The organism is Candidatus Phyllobacterium onerii, assembly GCF_028331445.1.
Taxonomy (GTDB): domain Bacteria; phylum Pseudomonadota; class Alphaproteobacteria; order Rhizobiales; family Rhizobiaceae; genus Phyllobacterium; species Phyllobacterium onerii.
In genome coordinates this window covers 1-17,303 of record NZ_JAQMHX010000022.1, presented here as the reverse complement: position 1 = coordinate 17,303, position 17,303 = coordinate 1, and the positions used below count along the sequence as shown (strand labels likewise).

Below are 17,303 nucleotides of genomic sequence, written 5' to 3'. Positions count from 1 at the left end.
CAAAGATCGACCAGGGACATTCGGTCCTTCGACTGGACGGAATCAGGTTTGTGTTCGAACGCAGTACCCGTGTCCGCAACGGCCGCGATCACACGAACTTCCGCTTCGGGTTAGCTCCCGACACGTAGCGGTTTTAGCAATTCGGTGACTTCTCATGCCTTTGTCGCTCCGGTGAAAAATCCCTCCAATTCCGCAAATCCCATAGCCTGCTCCGAGAAGCAGAAAGTGCCTGCTGACCGCATTTCCCGCGCCGCATTCACGAACATGCCGAAGGATTCAAACAATCCCTTTTGGATGTAGAAACCGAACGCTTGGGCTTCGTTGTTGCTATACGCGGGGCTGAGCTCGCTTGTCGGGAAGCGGTCGACGGTCCCGTTGCTGAACAACACCTCGTAAAGGGTCTTGCCGCGATAGTCTGGATTGGCATCAAGGATTTCTGCAGGCCAGACCTCGTCCGTCATGAAACGCTTGGAAAATTCGGCCATTTGCCACAGGTCCGAGCGCGCATCGCCGGGTGCCTGCACAAGTTGGTGCCAGACATGCGTGCGCCGCTCGGCATTGCCGTATGCCCCTTCCTTTTCCACCCACATGGCAGCTGGCAGGATCAGGTCAGCGCTCATCGCCGTAATGGTTGGATAGGCATCGGAAACCACGATGAAATTGTCGGGATTGCGGTAGCCTTGATAGGTTTCATTGCTGGTGTTCGGCGCCGCCTGCACGTTGTTGTTGACCTGGACCCAATAGAAGTTGAGCTTGCCGTCCTTCAGCATGCGGTCCTGCTCGACAGCGTGATAGGCCCGGCTTATCCGGGATGATGCCGTGCGGCACATGCCAGATCTCCTCGGCGTGCTTGCGGTGTTCGGGATTGGTGACCACCATGTCCGCAGGCAAGCGGTGGGCGAATGTGCCCACCTCGCGTGCGGTACCGCAGGCCGATGGCTGGCCAGTCAATGAGAATGGGCTGTTACCGGGCTCTGAGATTTTTCCAGTCAACAGATGTACACCGCCCGGCACTGGCTGCGCGAAGGCAGATAGTGGGATGCCGGCCGTGGCCGCCGCGACCGCAGCCGCATGCGCGCCCTGAGAACCTCACGCCGCGTCAGTTCGGTCATTGCTTCCGGCCTCCTCCGTTTCGCCATGCTCGAAAACCATGTTCGCCGCGATCACCCCATCGAGGGTGGATATCCCCGACAGGCAGTCTCCGAGAATACCCGTACTCGTGCCTTCGATTACGACGACGATCTTGTTGCCCTGATGCATGGACCTCGACATTCGCCATGTCGTCGAGTTGTGCCAGTACGGCGTCCTGCATTGCCGGCAGCACCATGATGACGGCGCTCGAAATGTGATAGGTGCCCGCTATATCACGCATGTGCCGCCCCCTGCGCCAAATCCCGGACCTTGATGGCGGTGACGGGACAGACGCTGATGCATGCGCCGCAACCGTTACAGGATCCTTCGTCGAGAACAGGCAGGAAAGGTCCCCCAGCCTGAGGACGGAAATGGATCGCCTGCTCGGGGCAGGCGTCGCGACATGACTGACACTCGATCGGGTTTTGGGCCCGACAGCTGTCAGTGATCAGGGCCACGTGCGGGAAACGACGCGATGATTTGCCGTGAAAGACCTGCTCGGGACAGGCCTCGGCGCATTCGCCGCAGAAGGTGCATTCGCCAAGCGAAAAATTGAGTGTGGGCAAATCTTCGACAAGGCTGATGATATGAGTGGGACACTGTTCCAGACAGCTGCCGCAGCCGCTGCAGGCCAGCAGACCATCGTCTGTCGCTCCGGGCGGAAGGATGCGCCGAAATTTGGGTGCCTGTCGCCCACCAAGGAAAGCCCGTCTTGAAACCCAATGCTGCTCAAATGTGGCTGCCGACATTTAAGTTCCAGACGAAACATGGGCAACTTTGGACGTCCATCCCGAGCCTTCGAGGAGGCCTTTATCACACACTTTGTTGTTGCCGCACAGGCTGGCGACGTCGACGAGCCTATGACGGACAGGCCGCTGCCGTTAGCGCTCCCTACCTGACGATTTCGAACTCGCCCGGCTTCCAGGACTTATCGAACCATGACTCCAGAGGGCCATAGAGGCGAAGAAGAACATTCCAGCCCTTGCCGGGAACTGTCTGGACCCAGTTGCCCGCATGGCCTTCCGGTGCTGTCGGGCCGAACCATACGTCGACTGAAGAGTCCGCATTGATCACGATGTCTTTCTTGTCGCTGCCAATGCTGGGAAATTGCTGATCAGTCTGCAGCATCGAACGCGTCTGGTTGTCATACGCAACGAACGACCAGAATTCCTTTGCCGGAATGTTTGGCGGCAGATGCACCTTATAGGTTTTACCGCCATCGAACGGTTTGCCGTCCTTATCGGTCGTGGCACCGGCGTATTGCGAACCGATGCCGACGCGCTTTATCGCCATGGCCGGCGTGATACCCGTCGCGTAGTAGTGGAACAGGACACGGGCATCCAGATAACGAACGCCGGGCTGCAGAAGAAACTCGTAGCTGCCACCGACAAAGCCGGTGAACCAGGCACTGTCCGGATAATAATAGGCGTCCTTCATACGGGTCTTGAAGGTGATGGTGCGCGCCGTCGCATTGCCGACGGCCACGGCTTCAGTGAGGATCTTCTTCATCCGCTCGTCGGGCGCAAACGGTTTGCCTTTTTCAATGCCGATGGCAGCGAGCTGTCCCAGTACTTCGGGGTGATAGGCCTCGTTCGGCTCGGATTGGACGATGTTGTTCACTTCCTCGTAGAAATGGAAATCATTGGCATGGATGGTGTTGTATTCCTTGCCCGAGCTATTGATGATCTTCATTGCTGGCGGGTTGGCAGCGTCCGAAAGAAGATAGACCTTGGCGAACTTTCTGGTGTTTTCGACCGCGGTTGCGGTGCTGCCATTTTCGAGGAATCCGCGCCAGAAGAACAGGTTTCCGTAGGTCGACGTCCGCAAAACGAAATAGCCTTCGGGGACCTCGCCTTGGTAACCCGGCGGCAAAAGCAGGTATTTCCCTCCCTTGCCCTTGTCAGGGCCAGCATTGCCGACATCGCCGACATATTCGAACCAGTGATTGTCGATCATGCCGAGAATGTTGGGCGGCGTCTCGATGACCAGCGGGCCGGCCTTGGTGTCCAGCCACATGAGATTGTAGATGCTTTCGGTGTTGCCGGTCAGGAACAGTGAACGCGAATCCATCAGGTTTTCGAAGATCAAAATGGTCTGGTTGTTGTCGGCGCCCTGGCTGACCAATCCAACTCTCAGGGCTTCGACCGATGCGCCGGGCATGGCATTGAGAAAGGCATCGACGCCGCGCATGAAGTCGAGATTGTCGTAGATCTTCTCCGAAGTGGCGTCATCCGGGAAGCCATCGAAAAAGTTCAGTTTGCCAAGTCTGGTGTCCAAACTCTCCGGCGTGATGATGGAATCCGGTATCGGCGTCGTCATTTTCATCTTCGGCGCCGTATCGGCGGAAGTGGTGCCCAAGCCCATCAGCACCATTGCGGCGGTCGCGCAAAGCAGCCTCGTCATGCGTATCATAGTTCTCTCCTAATTGACGGCGCCTCTTCGGGCACCACACATCAGTACGGTCGGGGATAATTATTACGCCACATTGATACCGGGCGGCTGCCATGTCCCTTCACCCGCCGGCAGTATGGAAGGGGCTTCGCTTTTCGGCCAGTACAGGCGCATCACGATGTAGGCGGTACCGTTGGGCGCAGGCAGCCAATTTGCCTCCTTGTCTGCGCCGGGGCTGTCTTTCTGGATATAGAGAGTGAGGGAACCATCCTCGTTCTTCTTCATACCCGGCAGCATCGGCGAGTTGATGAGGTAGCGATTGATCGGGTTCTTGATCAAAAGCTGGCTCTTGCCGTCATACATCGTCACCGACCAAAAGGAGTTCACCGGCGGGAGTTGCCCGGGGGAAAAGGTGATGGTGTAGTTGTGCTTGCTGGCGTCGAGTGTTTCGCCTGTCGCATTCGTACGGGTAAAGGGATACATGGCTTCCACGGCATCGTTGCCATACATACCCGCCTTGGCAGCGGCGGCACGCTTTAGCCAATCTCCCTTGTAAAAGCTGCGGTCGCCAAAGAATGAACCAATACTCCAGCCGTTGATGGTTTTCATTCCGCTCGCCGCAAACTTGGCGACCTTGTCATCACCCTCTTTCATCCCAAGGCCGATTTCCACTTTGTGAGCAATCGGAAGGTCCTTGAAATGGAATGATTTATCCGGGCCCACACCAATACGGGCGAGCTTGGCACGGATGGCCTTGTCCTCTTGCGTGGGCGGCACGAACGCAAGCGCGGCATCGAGATAGTCGAAGAAGTTGTCTTTGATGCCCTGCGTTGTCGCCGGCAGGAAGTCAATCTTCGGGGCGGCCGGGGGTGCAGGTTGCTTCACGAAGGCCGACAGCGGCTGCACATTGTAGCCGGCCTGCACCTTTTCCACGTTCGCCAGGTCTTCGACGTTGATTAGCTGCGTTCGAAAATTGGCGAATACGAACGGGGTGGTCGAGGCAAAGACCTGGCTGATGCCGGTGGGCTTCTCGCCGTTCCAGTCGGGTCCGACCACGAGATAGGAACCCGGATCGTTTCCCGTAGCGCGGCTGCCAATATAGCCAAAGTTATAGGTATTGCCGTCGATCAACTGCACCGAATAATAACGTTCCTTCTCCACCGCCGGCACAGAGATCACCATCGGCTCGGCACGCAGATCCAGCCACAGAATGGAGTATGGCGTGTCGCTGTTCGGCGTGACGATGGCTGTATCTTCATAGGTCGCCACATGATGCATATTGTCGATCTGGTTGAACGGTGCCTTGAACTGGCTGGATTTCGGATCGACGGCAAACTCATGCATGACCGCATAATTCATCACCAGCGGCAGGCCGTAGATGAAGCCTTCCTCGGCGATGTCCTTGGCCTCGATGATGTCGGGATAGCTCTGCGCCATTAAGAGGCTTGGCCTTGCAATCGCGGCTCCCGCGGCGATCGCCGCTGCGGTGCGAAGCAGATCTCGTTTTGTCAACATTTGCCGTACCCCTTTGTCACAGGATGGATCATTGAATTCGTGCATTTCAAAACGGTCTTCTTTCACACCGGCAGGCGGCGCTGGTCTTTCTCATTTCGGAAACAGGAACGTAACGGCCAAGCGTGCACCGAAGCCGTCAGGGCCGTTGTCCGGGCTCTCGGCCCAATAGCGGACACCTGCCATGAGCTGAACTGGTTGCTTGTTGACCTTCACCAGTTTGGCGACAGTGAAGTTGATGGGAACGGACCATTGTTCGGCCTCCCAATTATAGGTGCTCTCGGTGTTCAGCGCGAAGGTCCAGGCTTTCGGTGTTGTGTAGGAAATGAAGGGTTGCAGGAACGTCGAGTTCACGTCCTGACGATCGTCATCACCCGCGAACGACCAGATGTGGTTCACCAGAGCACCATAGGTCCAAGGACCGGATTGCTTGAGGGCCACGGCGGTCGGGCCCGCGCCCCACTTCCCGCCTCCAAGCAAGTCGTCCGTCGCGGTCGGCAAAAGAAAGACGGGACCGACGCCCCAAATGATACCACGCGAGGTGGGCTTCTTGGGCGAGAAGAACAGGCTCTGCGTCGTATCCCCAAGCCCGAATTGATCGCCGGACGGTCCTGCGATGTCGTTTTGCCAGACAATCGGCACGATGGTGCGAGAGATGAGGTTCCAGTCCTCGTTCAAGGTGAACGGAATGACGGGTTGAACATTAATGGTGTATTTGCTGCCATCGTCCGGGCCGTAGCCGCCATCATAGTTGCCCTGGAATGGTACGCTGATGAGCGACGCGATGGGATTGGAGAGTTTCTTGGCGAGGTCCGCTGCACTCTCTTGCGCCTGCGCCGAAAAAGTAAGCGCATAAAAGGATACCGAAGCGGATAGAAATCCCCAGCGCAAGATCGTCATAAACATCCCCTGTCCTCATTACACAACTGCCTTTACGGCTGTTCCAACCCATTGCAGGTAGCGGCGATAGAAAAAAGTACGTAACTGTTAAACCGACCATCAGTGCTGCCGCAGCCATGCACAACACTTGCGATCCTTGGTGCAGTGAAACCTATCGGAGCGCCACTCCTGCGGGGAGTATCTTACTGTAACCTACGTCGGTGATTACCCGTTGCGCGGCGCATCTTGAGACGCTGCACCACCAACGCGAACAACTACTCCTGACCGCAATAGCGCGCTGTTGCCGTTCCGATTGTCTGAAACTTTCCGTTGCTGGTTACTGTCGTTGCGCAGATCGTCGTTCCTGGATTCCACCAATACGTCGTCGGGCCCTGCTGCTGGGTAAACGCGTAGCCGCGCAACCGCAGCTGGTTTCGAGCTCCGGCGGCGGGAGCATTTACCAGATCGGCGAGGTCAACCGGTGCTCCCCCCGTGGTCGTTCCGGTCGCGTCCATGGCGACCGGAACAGACGAGGCTGGGACAGCGTCGTCACCCGTCGACTGACACGCAGCAAGCGCTATCATGATAAATAGTGATGTGGAAACGGCAGTTCGCATTTGCTTGACTCCCCCTCAAAATCGTTGCTCAGCCCATGCTTGGGATGAGAATAGTTGCCGGCAACCTGAAGACGCAGAAGCTGTCAGCGATGACAACGCCCCGCCGGAACGTCAATCGCACATGGTTGGCTGAAGCGCATTGGGCTTGCAACGGTTACGCGCCGCCGTTTGCCCTCCCAACCGAGCGATGTGATTGGCATAATTGTCCCGGGTGTTCTGGTCGACGACGGCAATTGGCGCGGAAAGGATCAACCCGGCTGCACTCCCCGCTGCCGCCGCCGTTCCGGTCGTGGCGGCGAGAAGTTTGTCGCCGAGCCCGACCCTGCTGTCGGTCAAGGTCTGGCCTTGCGAGATGCGCGCACCAATGAGCTGCGCGATTTGTGGAGATTGGGCGAACTTGCTGTGGTGAAGCCTGTCTCCGGCCTTGATTTTTGTGAGGTCAATCACCGCGATCTTGTTCGCGGCCAATTCCTCCTTGTAGGGCGATTGTTCCGGATCGATGGAGCCTATTCTCGGGATGTCGCCCCACACTCGCCGGGACAGCGCCAAGGCGCGGTCATCGCGGGAAACGAAAAGGGTGAACTGCGGGCGATCCGGCCCCATGTCTGCGATCTGGGAACGGAACACATCGACATCGACGTCGGCATCGGCAAGCATGACGTTCTTGAATTTCGCTGGCAGTCTGCCGTTACCATAGGCCAGCAGGCTGCCGCGCGAAGGCCAGGTAACCAGAACCGGCGTATTGGGTATGCCGGAATCTTGCATGATTTGTGCGAAACGATAGACGGCATCCTCAAAGCGGTTGTTGAAACCGTGAATAAAAACAATGACGCTGCGATCGGGGTTTTTCTTCACTGTAGCGTTCAGCCATGATTTGGCTCCGTCCAACGTCAATGCGTCCGCTTTCAGAACCGCAAAGTCCGTTAGCGGATTGGAGGGAAGCCTCTTCGGCCAGGAGACTTCACCGATTTTGCGCACTTTGCCTGGCGGGATCGAAACCGTTATGTCGGCGAAGGACGGTGTCAGCCCGCGCTCGCCACTGAACATTTGCCCGGGAACGCTGGAACGGCTTCGCGTTGTTGTGACCAGCATCTCAACCTTCTCGAAGATGACGACGTGTCTGCCAAAGGTGACAACACGTTCTTCGGTCTCCCGGCACAGCCTGTAGTAATACCGGCGATCGCCAGTATCACAATCCAACGCATGCCCTTTGAAAAAAAGGCGGTGCCAGGAGAACGGTATCTTTCCCCGGCTAACAATAATAGACCCCCACAGCGCATCGCCTGACTGTGCGTCGTGCCACGCCGGCTACGCTGACGGGCGTGAGGGGACGGCCGATCCGGGCCTCGGCCATGCCGACAAAGCTGTAGAGGCTTGGAACCGAGAACTCCGATCTTGCTTCCAATGCGAACAATCCAGCGATCCCGGCCACAAGCGCGATTCTAAGTTTCCTTGACGCGTTCATTTCGTGCCTCCGGGGGTGAAGTGATTGGGAAGTTCGTCAATATTCGGCAGCTTCTCCAGATCCACCTTCTCGGCTTTCGATTTGTTTTTGAAACTGAAGTCGTCGGCAACGACGTCGATGCCGGTTTTCCAGTCACTGATCTGGATGCTGTATTGGGGTCCCTGGTCCACCTGACTTGCGGTGATCACATATCTGCAAGGATAGGGATTTTTGCCTTGGGCGATCCAGATCTGCCAGTCGACTTCCTTTGCCCGAAATGCAAGGTGGTCGCATTCCGTGCCGGCGATCACGCCGCTGCCAAGGTCCTTGACATTGACCACATCGCGCATCAGCTCCGCATAGACATTTGGCAGGATCAGATCGGCGGCTGGAAGCGGCCTGTGCAGTGTATCTCTTAGCTGGTCGACCAGGTTTTCGACGGTGCCCGGCACGTCGACCTCGGTATAGAGATTGGCATCCTTGCCCAGCACGGTCAGCGTCTTGCCGTCAAACACCATCTCGACATCGGCGAAACCGCCATGGCGGGTGGCACGAATTTTGTCGGGCCGCCCCAACTCGATCTTGCCCGAGCTTGCAAGCAGCAATTTCTGATGGTCCTTGGTGACGACTTCAAGGTTGGTGTCGTAGTTGAACGAAATTGCTTTCTGTGCAGCCAGATAGTCCGACATCGCCTTGAGCAACGTCTTGGCATCTGCTTCGGCTGCCGTCGCGCCCGTTGGCATTCCCGCAGCAATTGTCAGGGCGAGCGCGGCCGACGAGATGGACGCTGCAAAGGTCCGCATCGCATATTGAGCAATTATCATCCTGGGCCTCCCCCTCAGTTGTTGTGAAATCTGGTGGACTGGCTTCAGACCCGACCGTCTCGACAAGCCTCCCGATTGGTCTGGAAAATGTACGCGCCACAAAGGGATTACACCCGTAACATCTCGTATGTTACAGGTATCAATAGCCCTGCGAAGCCAGAGTCAGGACTGACTAATCAGAGCCAGAAGATGACGACCGCTGCTATGCATATGCTTAAGAAAAGGTGTGGGCGCAGCGGTGGTATCGAGTGTGAAGACGACGCCAGTCTTTGAGTTTTCCGAACATGTTTCGATCTTTGTGACGTTGCTTGTAGAGCACACCATCTCTTTAAGCGTCCGCTCATGGCGCATTTGAGCCTTGGTCTAAATCTAGATAGCGGGAAGTTGCCGTTCGTGGCCTGTTCCGACAGGGATGGCGCTTGGGCAGTTGATGCCGGCCCCACAGGTCCTGATCCTGGCTCGGGTCCAGAACTGGGCGGACTCCGAAATTTGGAGACCGCCGCTACCGTGAAGGAAGATCGGATGTGGGAAGCGGCGGCGAGGTGGTTTCTGCCGTCTCGGCCCGCACTGGCATGCCTGCCTTGCGCAGACCGGCAATGACGCGCAACTGATCCTCAGGTTGAAAGTTGCGGTTTGTGAGTTCCGCGGTAATGTTGGGGAGAAATGCGGGACGCATTTTCATGAACAAGGTTCCCTCGCGCGTGGCGTCCACCATCATCCCGCGCTCCGCATAGATCACCGCCGCGACAATGTGAAAAAGCGGAAATTTCTGCAGGTTCGCCTGTCTGATATCGACGACCGCCGTATCGTAGTCCCCCAGCATATAGGAAGCCAGCGCCCTGTTGCCGCGATAGTAGCCCGCCCCGCCGGGGTTGAGCGCCAGCGCCTGATCCAGCACCGCTGCGCCGCGTTGCCATTGTCCACCCATGGCCAAGCGCACACCGTACTCACCCATTAGTTCCGTGTCGTTGGGATTGGTCGCCAGCGCCTGCTCACCTACACGAAGCGCTTCCGTCAGCTGCCGGTTGAAGAACAACGCCGTCATCAAGGCCTGCAGCGCACGCGTGTTGCCCGGATCGAGTTCTACAGCACGCCGAGCCGCATGGAGCGACCGTTCCAATGAAGTTGAAGATTCAGACGTCGGGTTGTAGCCAAATCGGTCCTCGTCGAGATACAAGATCGACAGCATTGCCCACGCCGTTGCATAGGACGGGAAGCGAGCAACTGCGCTTTCAAGACACATGCGAACCTTACCGTGCTTTTCCACACTCAATTCGGCACGGTAACCATAAAACTGCAGCGTACAATCGTAAGCGCCACGGTCGTCAGGCGGGGGACTGGAGGCGACCGCTTTTGAAATAATGCCATACGGCTGGGCCACAGCGGTTGCCACCCGATTTGCAACGTCGGTTTGAATGGCAAACAGCCCGCGCGAGCGAACGTCATCGTCGTAGGTCTGGGACCAAAGAATTGCGCCGGTTTTTGTATCAAGCAAGCGTGCGGTCACCCGCACGCGATCACCGGAGACACGCACTGCACCGGCAAGCAGATAGTTGGCCCCGAGTTCCTTGCGGACACGCGAAGGGTCAACTTCCGGCGGGAAGGCTTCTGACGTTTCGCGGCCGAAGACCTTGATCTCCTTGAAGCGGGGAAGAGCGGTCAAGAGTTCCTCGGTGAGGCCGAGCGCATAGAGATTGGCCTCCGGTCCCTCACTGAAATTGGCGAAGGGTGCGATCACCAGCGTGGGCCCATCGGGGCCAGCTGCGGTGGTTGACGATGCAGGAGGGCCCGCCATCCAATAGCCCAAGGTCGCAACAAGGATGGCGAGCAAACTCAACAGAATGGGCCATTTCATGCGCCAAGGATATTTTGATGACCGCACCGAACTGCGGTGGGCAGCTTCCTCCGCTATCGGCCCATTCCAGCTGAAGAACGGAACATATTTGCCTTTTGGAATGTCGATCCGGACGGGGTCGTTCTGGCCAGCAACCAAATAATATCGCTCGAGCGTTCTCCGCAACCGCCCAGCCTCGATCCGAACGACGGGATCATCCTGGTTGAATCGCTCGTCGCGCTTGAATACCTCTATCGCTATAGAATAGCCTTTGATGCGCTCGGAACGTCCAGACAGAGTTTCTTCCACGACATATCGCAAGAATGAATGCGCGTGACCGGTGTCTGGAAATTCCGGACTGGCCATGATGCGATCAAGTTGGGCGCGGATATCCTCGGGAGCGGGTGGCTGCCGCACAATCTGCTCGGGCCGATCTATGCCAGCCTTCGTGGAGCCTTGCATGGTGATTTCATCCCCCGATGAAAAGAATCAACCGGCATTTTTGCCCGTATATTACTGTAAGCTACTCCCCAAACCGCTTTCCGTCCATGATGATGCGGCGAGCAACGCATTATTGCATACATCGTGGCAACCGTTTGCCGCGATGGAAGGGGGTTCTGACATGGACAAGAGCGTGGCTGCCGCTCAACGCAGCTTTCCCGAACGATGTCGGTCGATCGAACGACTGGCTGCGCTGAGTGATGATTTCCGAGATTTATGCACCGACTTGGCGGATGCGCAGGCGGCACTGCAGCGCTGGGAAATATCGCCTGAACCAATCCGCGAGCAGCGCTGCGCGGAATACGCGGAAATGGTCCACTGCCTGTCAGGCGAGATCGAAACGGCGCTCGACAAAGCCGATGTCATCCCGTTCGATATCCGAAGGCAAAAACCAACATAAAGGTCAAGCGAGGTTCCCTCACGCACGAGATTTTTTACACTGGTTCCTACAATCTCGACGGCGCTTGCCCACTTGTTCGTGGCAACGCGCCACTGGCGGTGATCATCTCGCTCCGAAAACTATTTGAGACGATGCAGGTTTAGAAATGCATGACTACACCCAGTATGGGCCCCTGCTGGACGACATCGAAAACAAATCCGTCACTGGCGTAGTCAACACCCAGCGCCCGGTACCCCAAAACCGCCGATACCGTCTTGTTGAACTCGTAGCCGATACCGCCGGCGACGTCCCAGTCGACATCCGCGCCGCCGCCGCCGACAAGGCCCCAGCCGGTCAGATATACTTTGTCGGTAAGTGAATACTTGCCCCGCAGACCCGCAAGCCCGTCGACCCAGGTCGCACTGTCGCTGCGTTGGCGGCCATCGAGACTGCCGCCACTGAACGAGATATCGGTGTTGACATACCCTACCCTTGCGCCAGCGACGACATCGAGCGTGCCTCTGGCACTTTCCAGGATCGAGTAGCCTGCCCCACCAAGGCCGCGAAAGTCGCTGAAGACACGTCGACGTCGTCGGCGAGAATGCCCCGTGGTGTTGCCGAGCCGCTCGATAACTTCGTGTAGATGACATCACCGAAAATGCTGTAACGGCCGTAGCGTGCCTCGCCAATCGCCATGGCGGCAAAATCGAGATCGTCCAGGATATCGCCAAAGTCAGCATCGATATGCACGGACGGCAAGCCAAACTGTGCCGTATTGCCCGATAGTCCCGCCGCCCAGAAATATGGACTGAAGGCAAAGGTCCAGCCATCCTTTTCGGCCGTGTTAACTTCGGAAGCCATCACCGAGACGACATCAGCCGCCCGCGCCGGAAGGGCGACGAGGAATCCGGCAGCCAGCAATGATAAAAACCCCACGTAAGTCTTCATAAAATGGTCCCCTAACCTTCTTGCTGTTGTCGTTGTTCTGTCTTCGAGACGTCCCGCTGGTATCACTCTTTTGCGGCGATCGGAGATGGCACATTCTCGCCGCAGCGATCATCGTTTTCCCTCCATGTCGCGACGGCGACCGCCGCCGTTGGATGCCGACGATCCCGCCGCTCTCACTTCAGAGAGGGGTTCCTAATTGGACTCAGCCCATCGATCGCCGCAGCCGCTGGCTACACCGTGCCTTACCGAGCTTCACTCCCGAGCAGGACTTTTACCCCGGTCATCGGCGGGTTCATCGTATGGGCGCCGGGCGGCAGCCCACGTCCGGATAGGCGGCCCAGCGGGGCTTTCATCGTGCTGCTCGCCTCCGCCGTCGACGTTTCTGTCTCGGATAACCCCGCACCACGCTGTTTGGTGCTCGATTGCGCCGATACGAAAAAAGTGCGCGCAGGGCCGAACAGCTCTCCAGGTGTTCCATGCTCGAGCATGGTGAGCGCCCTTTGACAGCTTGACATCTTGCCAGTCGTTCAATGCTGCATCAGCAGCGGACGTGATCTTGATTAATATGATCCACCAGCGCGAGCGCTATTTTGTAAGCGGATCGTCAACGTGAGCTCAATCTTGATCGGTAGCAAGAACCCAATCTTCATCGCCTAGGGTGACTGTCATGGTCGCGCATCACATAACGGCGACATGCTCTTGAGTTAACCCGTGAGTTGGCAAATGTGGTTTCGCGGGCAAAGCAGCCGCGGATGGAACAAACAACACAAATGTGGGTTGGGTGGACGGGGTCACGTAAAGGAGGAAAATTATGCCAAACACTCAAGACAATCGCGGTGGATCCGACAATCGCAAGTCATCGCAGCACGGATCCAAAGAAACTTCCGGACAGCAGAAGCAGTCCGATAGTTCCAAAGGCCAACAGGGCGCGCGCTCAACTCAGGGCGGGACGCCGGAGCAGCACGCGAAAGCCGGCCAGCAAAGCCACAAAAACAAATGACGTGAGAGGATCAGTCCCGCCGTGGACGGCGGGGCTGATCTTTGAACCATAAAAAATTTAGCGATAACCGCTCGGTGCTTCGCCGCTGCATTGGTTCAGGTCGCTTGACGCGATCAGTCGAAGCAACAGCAAAATTCCACCTCTTCGCTTGAAGACAATCCGTAAGTTGAAGTCGATAAATCTAAATTCGTCGACAGATGAAGGCTGGAATCCGTCGGTGGAAACGAAACTATGCCGGTTCAACTGCGCTGGCGAAATAACCATACTCTCGGAAACACTCGCAGTTGCGTCGCGCTTGGAAAAAGGTCGGTCCATTGAGTACAGCTCCATCGGGGGCGAACTGCGAGCCATGGCAGGGACAATCCCAGTTTTGCTCGGTCGAATTCCAGTGAACAAGACAAGCCGAGATGCGTGCAGAAGGCGGAATGCGCGTGGATTTGGCCGCTTGATCACGGCAAACTGCGAGCTTGCTCAGAAGATCCCGCAGCATAGGAGGGCCGTCAGGATGACGAAAAGGGAAATAAGTCACTGAAGCCGGGGGGCAAAGCCGAGCGTGCCAAAAAATGCGGAAATGGCCTGTCGCCAACCGCTCGTCAATTGCGACGACGTAGGATAAGGTTGCACAAAGGCCCATAGTCGAAGTTGATATGGAGCCAAGTTGATCTTGGTTGCGAGAGGTCAGGTTTATCTGACGATCTTTGAGTTATGAGCTAGTGAGATGACCATGCTCCGCGCCCCATGGTGCAGAAAAAATACGCAAAAAGTCTTGAAACATCAAATGGGCATTACTATAATTTAGCGCATCCAAACAACCTGAACTACTACCCGCGAAAACGCTGGCGGGCGCATTTTGTTATTCCTGAGTGAGCGGCAAAACATGGAAGGACTGACTCTAAAAGCTCTGTCAATCGTGGGGCTCGACCGAGGCTCATAAAGCAGATCGAGCTCCGATGGCTCGAGGCGCCCCCAATCCGAGTCGATCTCCGAAATCCTTCGCAGAGGCTACATGCGTCGCCGTGTAACGTGAGCAGAGCCTGAGAAGGTAACTCAAACTCTTGGTTCAACACGCTGGAGGACTTGATGAACTCTTATTTCGACAGCCCTATTTTCGTAACGGACGGATCGAGGATAGTCCGCGAGATTGCAACGCTCGCTGACGCCATCGAATTCCTTGATAGCTGGCCAGACGCACAACGCGATATCATCTATGAAACAGCCTGGCGTACCTGCTGCGAAGTGTTCGATGGCCACAAACCGTTGAGTGTAGCCCATGCGGCCTTCGACGGCTTTGCGCGTAAAGCAAAGATACTGGAAGATTCTGCTTCGGTCATGCCTTGGATCATGAATGCGAAATCTGGCGGCGGACTTATGACAGCCTAGTAGCCTGGGGTCCAAGCGGCAATTTGGAAAGGCGGTTATTTTCATACGGGTTGCAGTCATTATGGTGGGTCATATGTGGATTTATTCGGCCAGTATCTCGGAACCATTCCAGGCGAAGCCGCATTTCCGGTGACGGCTTGCCGTCGCCGCTTTTGTCGGGGTGAATGCTCCAGTCCAGAGCGGAAATACCGACGATAGCGACGAGCACGCCGCAGAGGTTGACGTAGCCCGGGTCGAGCGCGCAAAAGCCTCATCCCGGGAAGACCCGGAAGGCAAACGCGAGCGGCAGGTCGCAAATACGATCAAATCGACCCAGTCGAGTGTTGCCCAGTTTGGTTTCCGGACCTAACGACGAGGAGGAAACCGATTGAAACCTGAGATCCTGCACCTTGATCGCAATGGCTGGATACCTAACAACCCGCGTTTGCCCGTGCTCATCTATCGTGGCGCCATTTCGGCGAGCGGCGATGAGGGAGCGGCGGCATTCGAAGAGCTTTTCGAACATAATGGCTGGCCGGCGCAGTGGCGAAACGGCGTTTACTCCTTCCACCACTATCATACCACCGCCCATGAGGTGCTGGGCTTTGCCGGTGGCACGGCACGCCTTATGATTGGCGGGGAAGCAGGCCACGAGTTAAAAGTCCAGCCCGGCGATATAGCTGTACTGCCCGCCGGTACAGGTCACTGTCTCCTCGAAGCCAGCGTTGGGTTCCTGGTGGTGGGTGCATATCCCCCGAAACAAAAGGCTGACCTATGCCGTGAACATCCAACGCCAGATATGGTGGCGCGCATAGCACAGGTTCCTTTTCCCCCATGCGATCCGGTCGAGGGAGCGGATGGCGATCTGGTTAAATTGTGGGGTCTTGGGAACACGGCGGTCAACGCGACGCCCAAAGAAACGTAACAGGAGCAAACCGCGTACTTGGCCCTTAGCGCAGGTCAGATTGCGTCGCACTCGTCCGACGCAGGTGCGACCGCTACCCACACCATTGGAGCGCTCAAGTTGCTGGTTCGCGTGTGATCCATGCCGGCGTCTTGGCTGAGCTCATTCCCGAAAGGGTGATTGCACAATGGATACGCCATGAGCGGACATTTTGTGTCTGCGGAGCAGTGCTGACGCGAGCTATAATTTATCGTCTCTGCCTCGAACATCCCGCCGAATATGTTCCCACCATGGCCAGACATGCCAAAATCCGAGCAGCACCAAAGCGGTGGCAGCGGCCGTAGCATTTGCAAAGTTGGGATTTTTCGTAACCTTCCCGATCACAACGTGAATATCAGCCGCGAGGCCAAGCGCCAGAAAGACTGTAGCGACAAGCACGAAGCGGGTCGCTACATCATAGAACTCTGCTACATCGGCACCGCCGTAAACGATGCGGTGGTAAGCTGCGGGCGTTACCAAAAGCATGGTCGCAAGCGCAACCAAACCCAGTGCAAGGCAATGAAGCGCCTTTGCTGGCGCCGCGAGTTCGGCAAACCCGTTGGTCAGCACAATTGCCAGCTGGAATCCCAGCAATGCCTGGGCACCGGGCAATACCACCCGCGCCTCTGTTAATACATAATCGATTTTGGCAGCAGTCGGCGTCTTTTCGTCAGAAGTAGCCATGGTCGCATCTCCATTGCCGTCGCGAAGCAGTATTGGTCCGTACCACATCCCCAGTGCCACGAGGCAGCCTATCATGCCAGCTACGATGCCGACTGATATTCCAGCCCCGCGAGTCATGGCGACGCCAAGATCCAAGCCGAGTGCAAGGGCAAATGGAGCAAGCGTCAACAGGAAAACCCGTGTGACAAAGTCATTAAAAGTCGGTGTTGCTTCTCCTTGCTCCACAATGCGATGGCGCGCGCTCGGTGTAATCAACAGCGCGATAACGACGACCATTAGGCAAAGCACGATGACTTCGACCCCCTGTTCGAGGAAGCTGAGCTCCGAAAAAGCATTTTGAAATGGCGCTTGGAACTGAAAGCCGAGCAGGATTTGCGCTCCCAACATCAGCATGCGCAATTCGTCCAGAGCCGTTTTCGTTTTATCCACCAGAGACACCACTACCTCTTTTTGCGAGCAAGGGCTGAGCTATCTCTTTATATAACCTTCGCCATATATTTTACCGAAGTTCATTAGCGCGCCCCTGAGCCATCTCTGTAATCGAGAAACCGCCACTAAACGCGAAAGTTCCCTCCGCAAGGCGCCAAGCTCGGGTTTTTCATTCGCAACCTTCAGGAGAGAAGGAGCGTGCCGTTCACTAAGAACTCCACCGTCTCGATCGAGCAGCTCGTAAGGTACGCCGTTGCCCGCCTTGCTGGCCGCTTGATATTTGATGCTGCATTCTATCATCGACGGAGGTGGTCAAAGCTAAAGGTAAGCATAGGTGGCGGGCGGGCGGACCCCGCCGCGCCCCGCAAAAACAGCGGGGGGGCCAAAAAAAAATTTTTGTATAATGCCCAGGTCGTTTTTGTTGGAAC

At 56.7% G+C, this 17,303-nt stretch carries 14 protein-coding genes and 5 pseudogenes; 4 read left to right on the top strand and 15 right to left on the bottom strand.

Annotated elements, in window-relative coordinates; all coding sequences use genetic code 11:
- Positions 1-260 precede the first annotated feature (260 nt).
- The 12 genes and pseudogenes from PHA01_RS27205 to PHA01_RS27150 form a co-directional block, all read right to left on the bottom strand.
- Positions 261-1,002 (bottom strand): annotated as a pseudogene (locus PHA01_RS27205) (molybdopterin-dependent oxidoreductase); the annotation flags it as partial.
- An 87-nt stretch (positions 1,003-1,089) separates the two neighbouring features.
- Positions 1,090-1,372 (bottom strand): annotated as a pseudogene (locus PHA01_RS27200) (chaperone NapD).
- Positions 1,365-1,880 carry a ferredoxin-type protein NapF gene (gene napF / locus PHA01_RS27195; RefSeq protein WP_271899398.1) on the bottom strand — a complete coding sequence of 172 codons (516 nt, stop codon included), beginning with the start codon at positions 1,878-1,880 and terminating at the stop codon, positions 1,365-1,367. Before napF ends, PHA01_RS27200 begins: the two are co-directional and overlap by 8 nt.
- A 142-nt stretch (positions 1,881-2,022) precedes the next feature.
- Positions 2,023-3,543, bottom strand: coding sequence for a DUF1254 domain-containing protein (locus PHA01_RS27190; RefSeq protein ID WP_271899397.1), 1,521 nt, complete (start codon positions 3,541-3,543; stop codon positions 2,023-2,025).
- A 63-nt stretch (positions 3,544-3,606) separates the two neighbouring features.
- Positions 3,607-5,037: a DUF1254 domain-containing protein gene (locus tag PHA01_RS27185; RefSeq protein WP_271899396.1), complete on the bottom strand. Its 1,431-nt coding sequence runs from the start codon at positions 5,035-5,037 to the stop codon at positions 3,607-3,609.
- A gap of 90 nt (positions 5,038-5,127) precedes the next feature.
- On the bottom strand, positions 5,128-5,934 hold the full coding sequence (locus PHA01_RS27180) for a transporter (protein WP_271899395.1): 807 nt from the start codon (positions 5,932-5,934) through the stop codon (positions 5,128-5,130).
- 254 nt (positions 5,935-6,188) lie between these two features.
- Positions 6,189-6,530, bottom strand: a complete 342-nt coding sequence (locus PHA01_RS27175) for a hypothetical protein (protein WP_271899394.1) — start codon at positions 6,528-6,530, stop codon at positions 6,189-6,191.
- 100 nt (positions 6,531-6,630) lie between these two features.
- A pseudogene (locus PHA01_RS27170) lies at positions 6,631-7,735 on the bottom strand (alpha/beta hydrolase); the annotation flags it as partial.
- 47 nt (positions 7,736-7,782) lie between these two features.
- Positions 7,783-7,995, bottom strand: coding sequence for a hypothetical protein (locus PHA01_RS27165; protein ID WP_271899393.1), 213 nt, complete (start codon positions 7,993-7,995; stop codon positions 7,783-7,785).
- The gene (locus tag PHA01_RS27160) at positions 7,992-8,798 is read right to left on the bottom strand and encodes a DUF2092 domain-containing protein (RefSeq protein ID WP_271899392.1); all 807 of its coding nucleotides are present in this window, start codon (positions 8,796-8,798) and stop codon (positions 7,992-7,994) included. Before PHA01_RS27160 ends, PHA01_RS27165 begins: the two co-directional genes overlap by 4 nt.
- A gap of 176 nt (positions 8,799-8,974) precedes the next feature.
- Positions 8,975-9,111 (bottom strand): annotated as a pseudogene (locus PHA01_RS27155) (IS5/IS1182 family transposase); the annotation flags it as partial.
- 189 nt (positions 9,112-9,300) lie between these two features.
- Positions 9,301-11,094: an adenylate cyclase gene (locus PHA01_RS27150; protein ID WP_271899391.1), complete on the bottom strand. Its 1,794-nt coding sequence runs from the start codon at positions 11,092-11,094 to the stop codon at positions 9,301-9,303.
- On the opposite strand from PHA01_RS27150, the gene PHA01_RS27145 reads away from it, so the two are divergent.
- A complete protein-coding gene (locus PHA01_RS27145; protein WP_271899390.1) occupies positions 11,069-11,533 on the top strand; it encodes a hypothetical protein in 465 nt (154 codons plus the stop codon). The two genes, PHA01_RS27150 and PHA01_RS27145, sit on opposite strands and share 26 nt — an antisense overlap.
- Positions 11,534-11,672: 139 nt before the next feature.
- Here the strand turns inward: PHA01_RS27145 and PHA01_RS27140 are convergent.
- Together PHA01_RS27140 and PHA01_RS27135 are read right to left on the bottom strand one after the other, a co-directional pair.
- Positions 11,673-12,460: pseudogene (locus PHA01_RS27140) on the bottom strand (hypothetical protein).
- A 242-nt stretch (positions 12,461-12,702) separates the two neighbouring features.
- Entirely contained in the window at positions 12,703-12,948 is a 246-nt protein-coding gene (locus PHA01_RS27135; protein WP_271899389.1) for a hypothetical protein, read from the bottom strand.
- A 1,592-nt stretch (positions 12,949-14,540) separates the two neighbouring features.
- Between PHA01_RS27135 and PHA01_RS27125 the strand changes: the two genes are divergently transcribed.
- Positions 14,541-14,840 carry a DUF982 domain-containing protein gene (locus PHA01_RS27125; RefSeq protein ID WP_271899388.1) on the top strand — a complete coding sequence of 100 codons (300 nt, stop codon included), beginning with the start codon at positions 14,541-14,543 and terminating at the stop codon, positions 14,838-14,840.
- Positions 14,841-15,207: 367 nt separating this feature from the next.
- Positions 15,208-15,744 carry a cupin gene (locus PHA01_RS27120; protein WP_271899387.1) on the top strand — a complete coding sequence of 179 codons (537 nt, stop codon included), beginning with the start codon at positions 15,208-15,210 and terminating at the stop codon, positions 15,742-15,744.
- A gap of 219 nt (positions 15,745-15,963) precedes the next feature.
- Here the strand turns inward: PHA01_RS27120 and PHA01_RS27115 are convergent, their stop codons facing one another.
- A complete protein-coding gene (locus tag PHA01_RS27115; RefSeq protein WP_271899386.1) occupies positions 15,964-16,875 on the bottom strand; it encodes a DUF6328 family protein in 912 nt (303 codons plus the stop codon).
- A 198-nt stretch (positions 16,876-17,073) separates the two neighbouring features.
- Here PHA01_RS27115 and PHA01_RS27110 point away from each other — a divergent pair.
- A partial coding sequence (locus PHA01_RS27110; RefSeq protein WP_271899385.1) for a hypothetical protein occupies positions 17,074-17,303 on the top strand: 230 nt, incomplete at its 3' end.

Coding starts and splice junctions, on each gene's coding strand:
- PHA01_RS27145 (WP_271899390.1), top strand. CDS start 11,069: ATGCCAGCCTTCGTGGAGCCTTGCATGGTGATTTCATCCCCCGATGAA.
- PHA01_RS27165 (WP_271899393.1), bottom strand. CDS start 7,995: ATGAACGCGTCAAGGAAACTTAGAATCGCGCTTGTGGCCGGGATCGCT.
- PHA01_RS27190 (WP_271899397.1), bottom strand. CDS start 3,543: ATGATACGCATGACGAGGCTGCTTTGCGCGACCGCCGCAATGGTGCTG.
- PHA01_RS27185 (WP_271899396.1), bottom strand. CDS start 5,037: ATGTTGACAAAACGAGATCTGCTTCGCACCGCAGCGGCGATCGCCGCG.
- PHA01_RS27175 (WP_271899394.1), bottom strand. CDS start 6,530: ATGCGAACTGCCGTTTCCACATCACTATTTATCATGATAGCGCTTGCT.
- PHA01_RS27135 (WP_271899389.1), bottom strand. CDS start 12,948: ATGCTCGAGCATGGAACACCTGGAGAGCTGTTCGGCCCTGCGCGCACT.
- napF (WP_271899398.1), bottom strand. CDS start 1,880: ATGTCGGCAGCCACATTTGAGCAGCATTGGGTTTCAAGACGGGCTTTC.
- PHA01_RS27160 (WP_271899392.1), bottom strand. CDS start 8,798: ATGATAATTGCTCAATATGCGATGCGGACCTTTGCAGCGTCCATCTCG.
- PHA01_RS27150 (WP_271899391.1), bottom strand. CDS start 11,094: ATGCAAGGCTCCACGAAGGCTGGCATAGATCGGCCCGAGCAGATTGTG.
- PHA01_RS27125 (WP_271899388.1), top strand. CDS start 14,541: ATGAACTCTTATTTCGACAGCCCTATTTTCGTAACGGACGGATCGAGG.
- PHA01_RS27180 (WP_271899395.1), bottom strand. CDS start 5,934: ATGACGATCTTGCGCTGGGGATTTCTATCCGCTTCGGTATCCTTTTAT.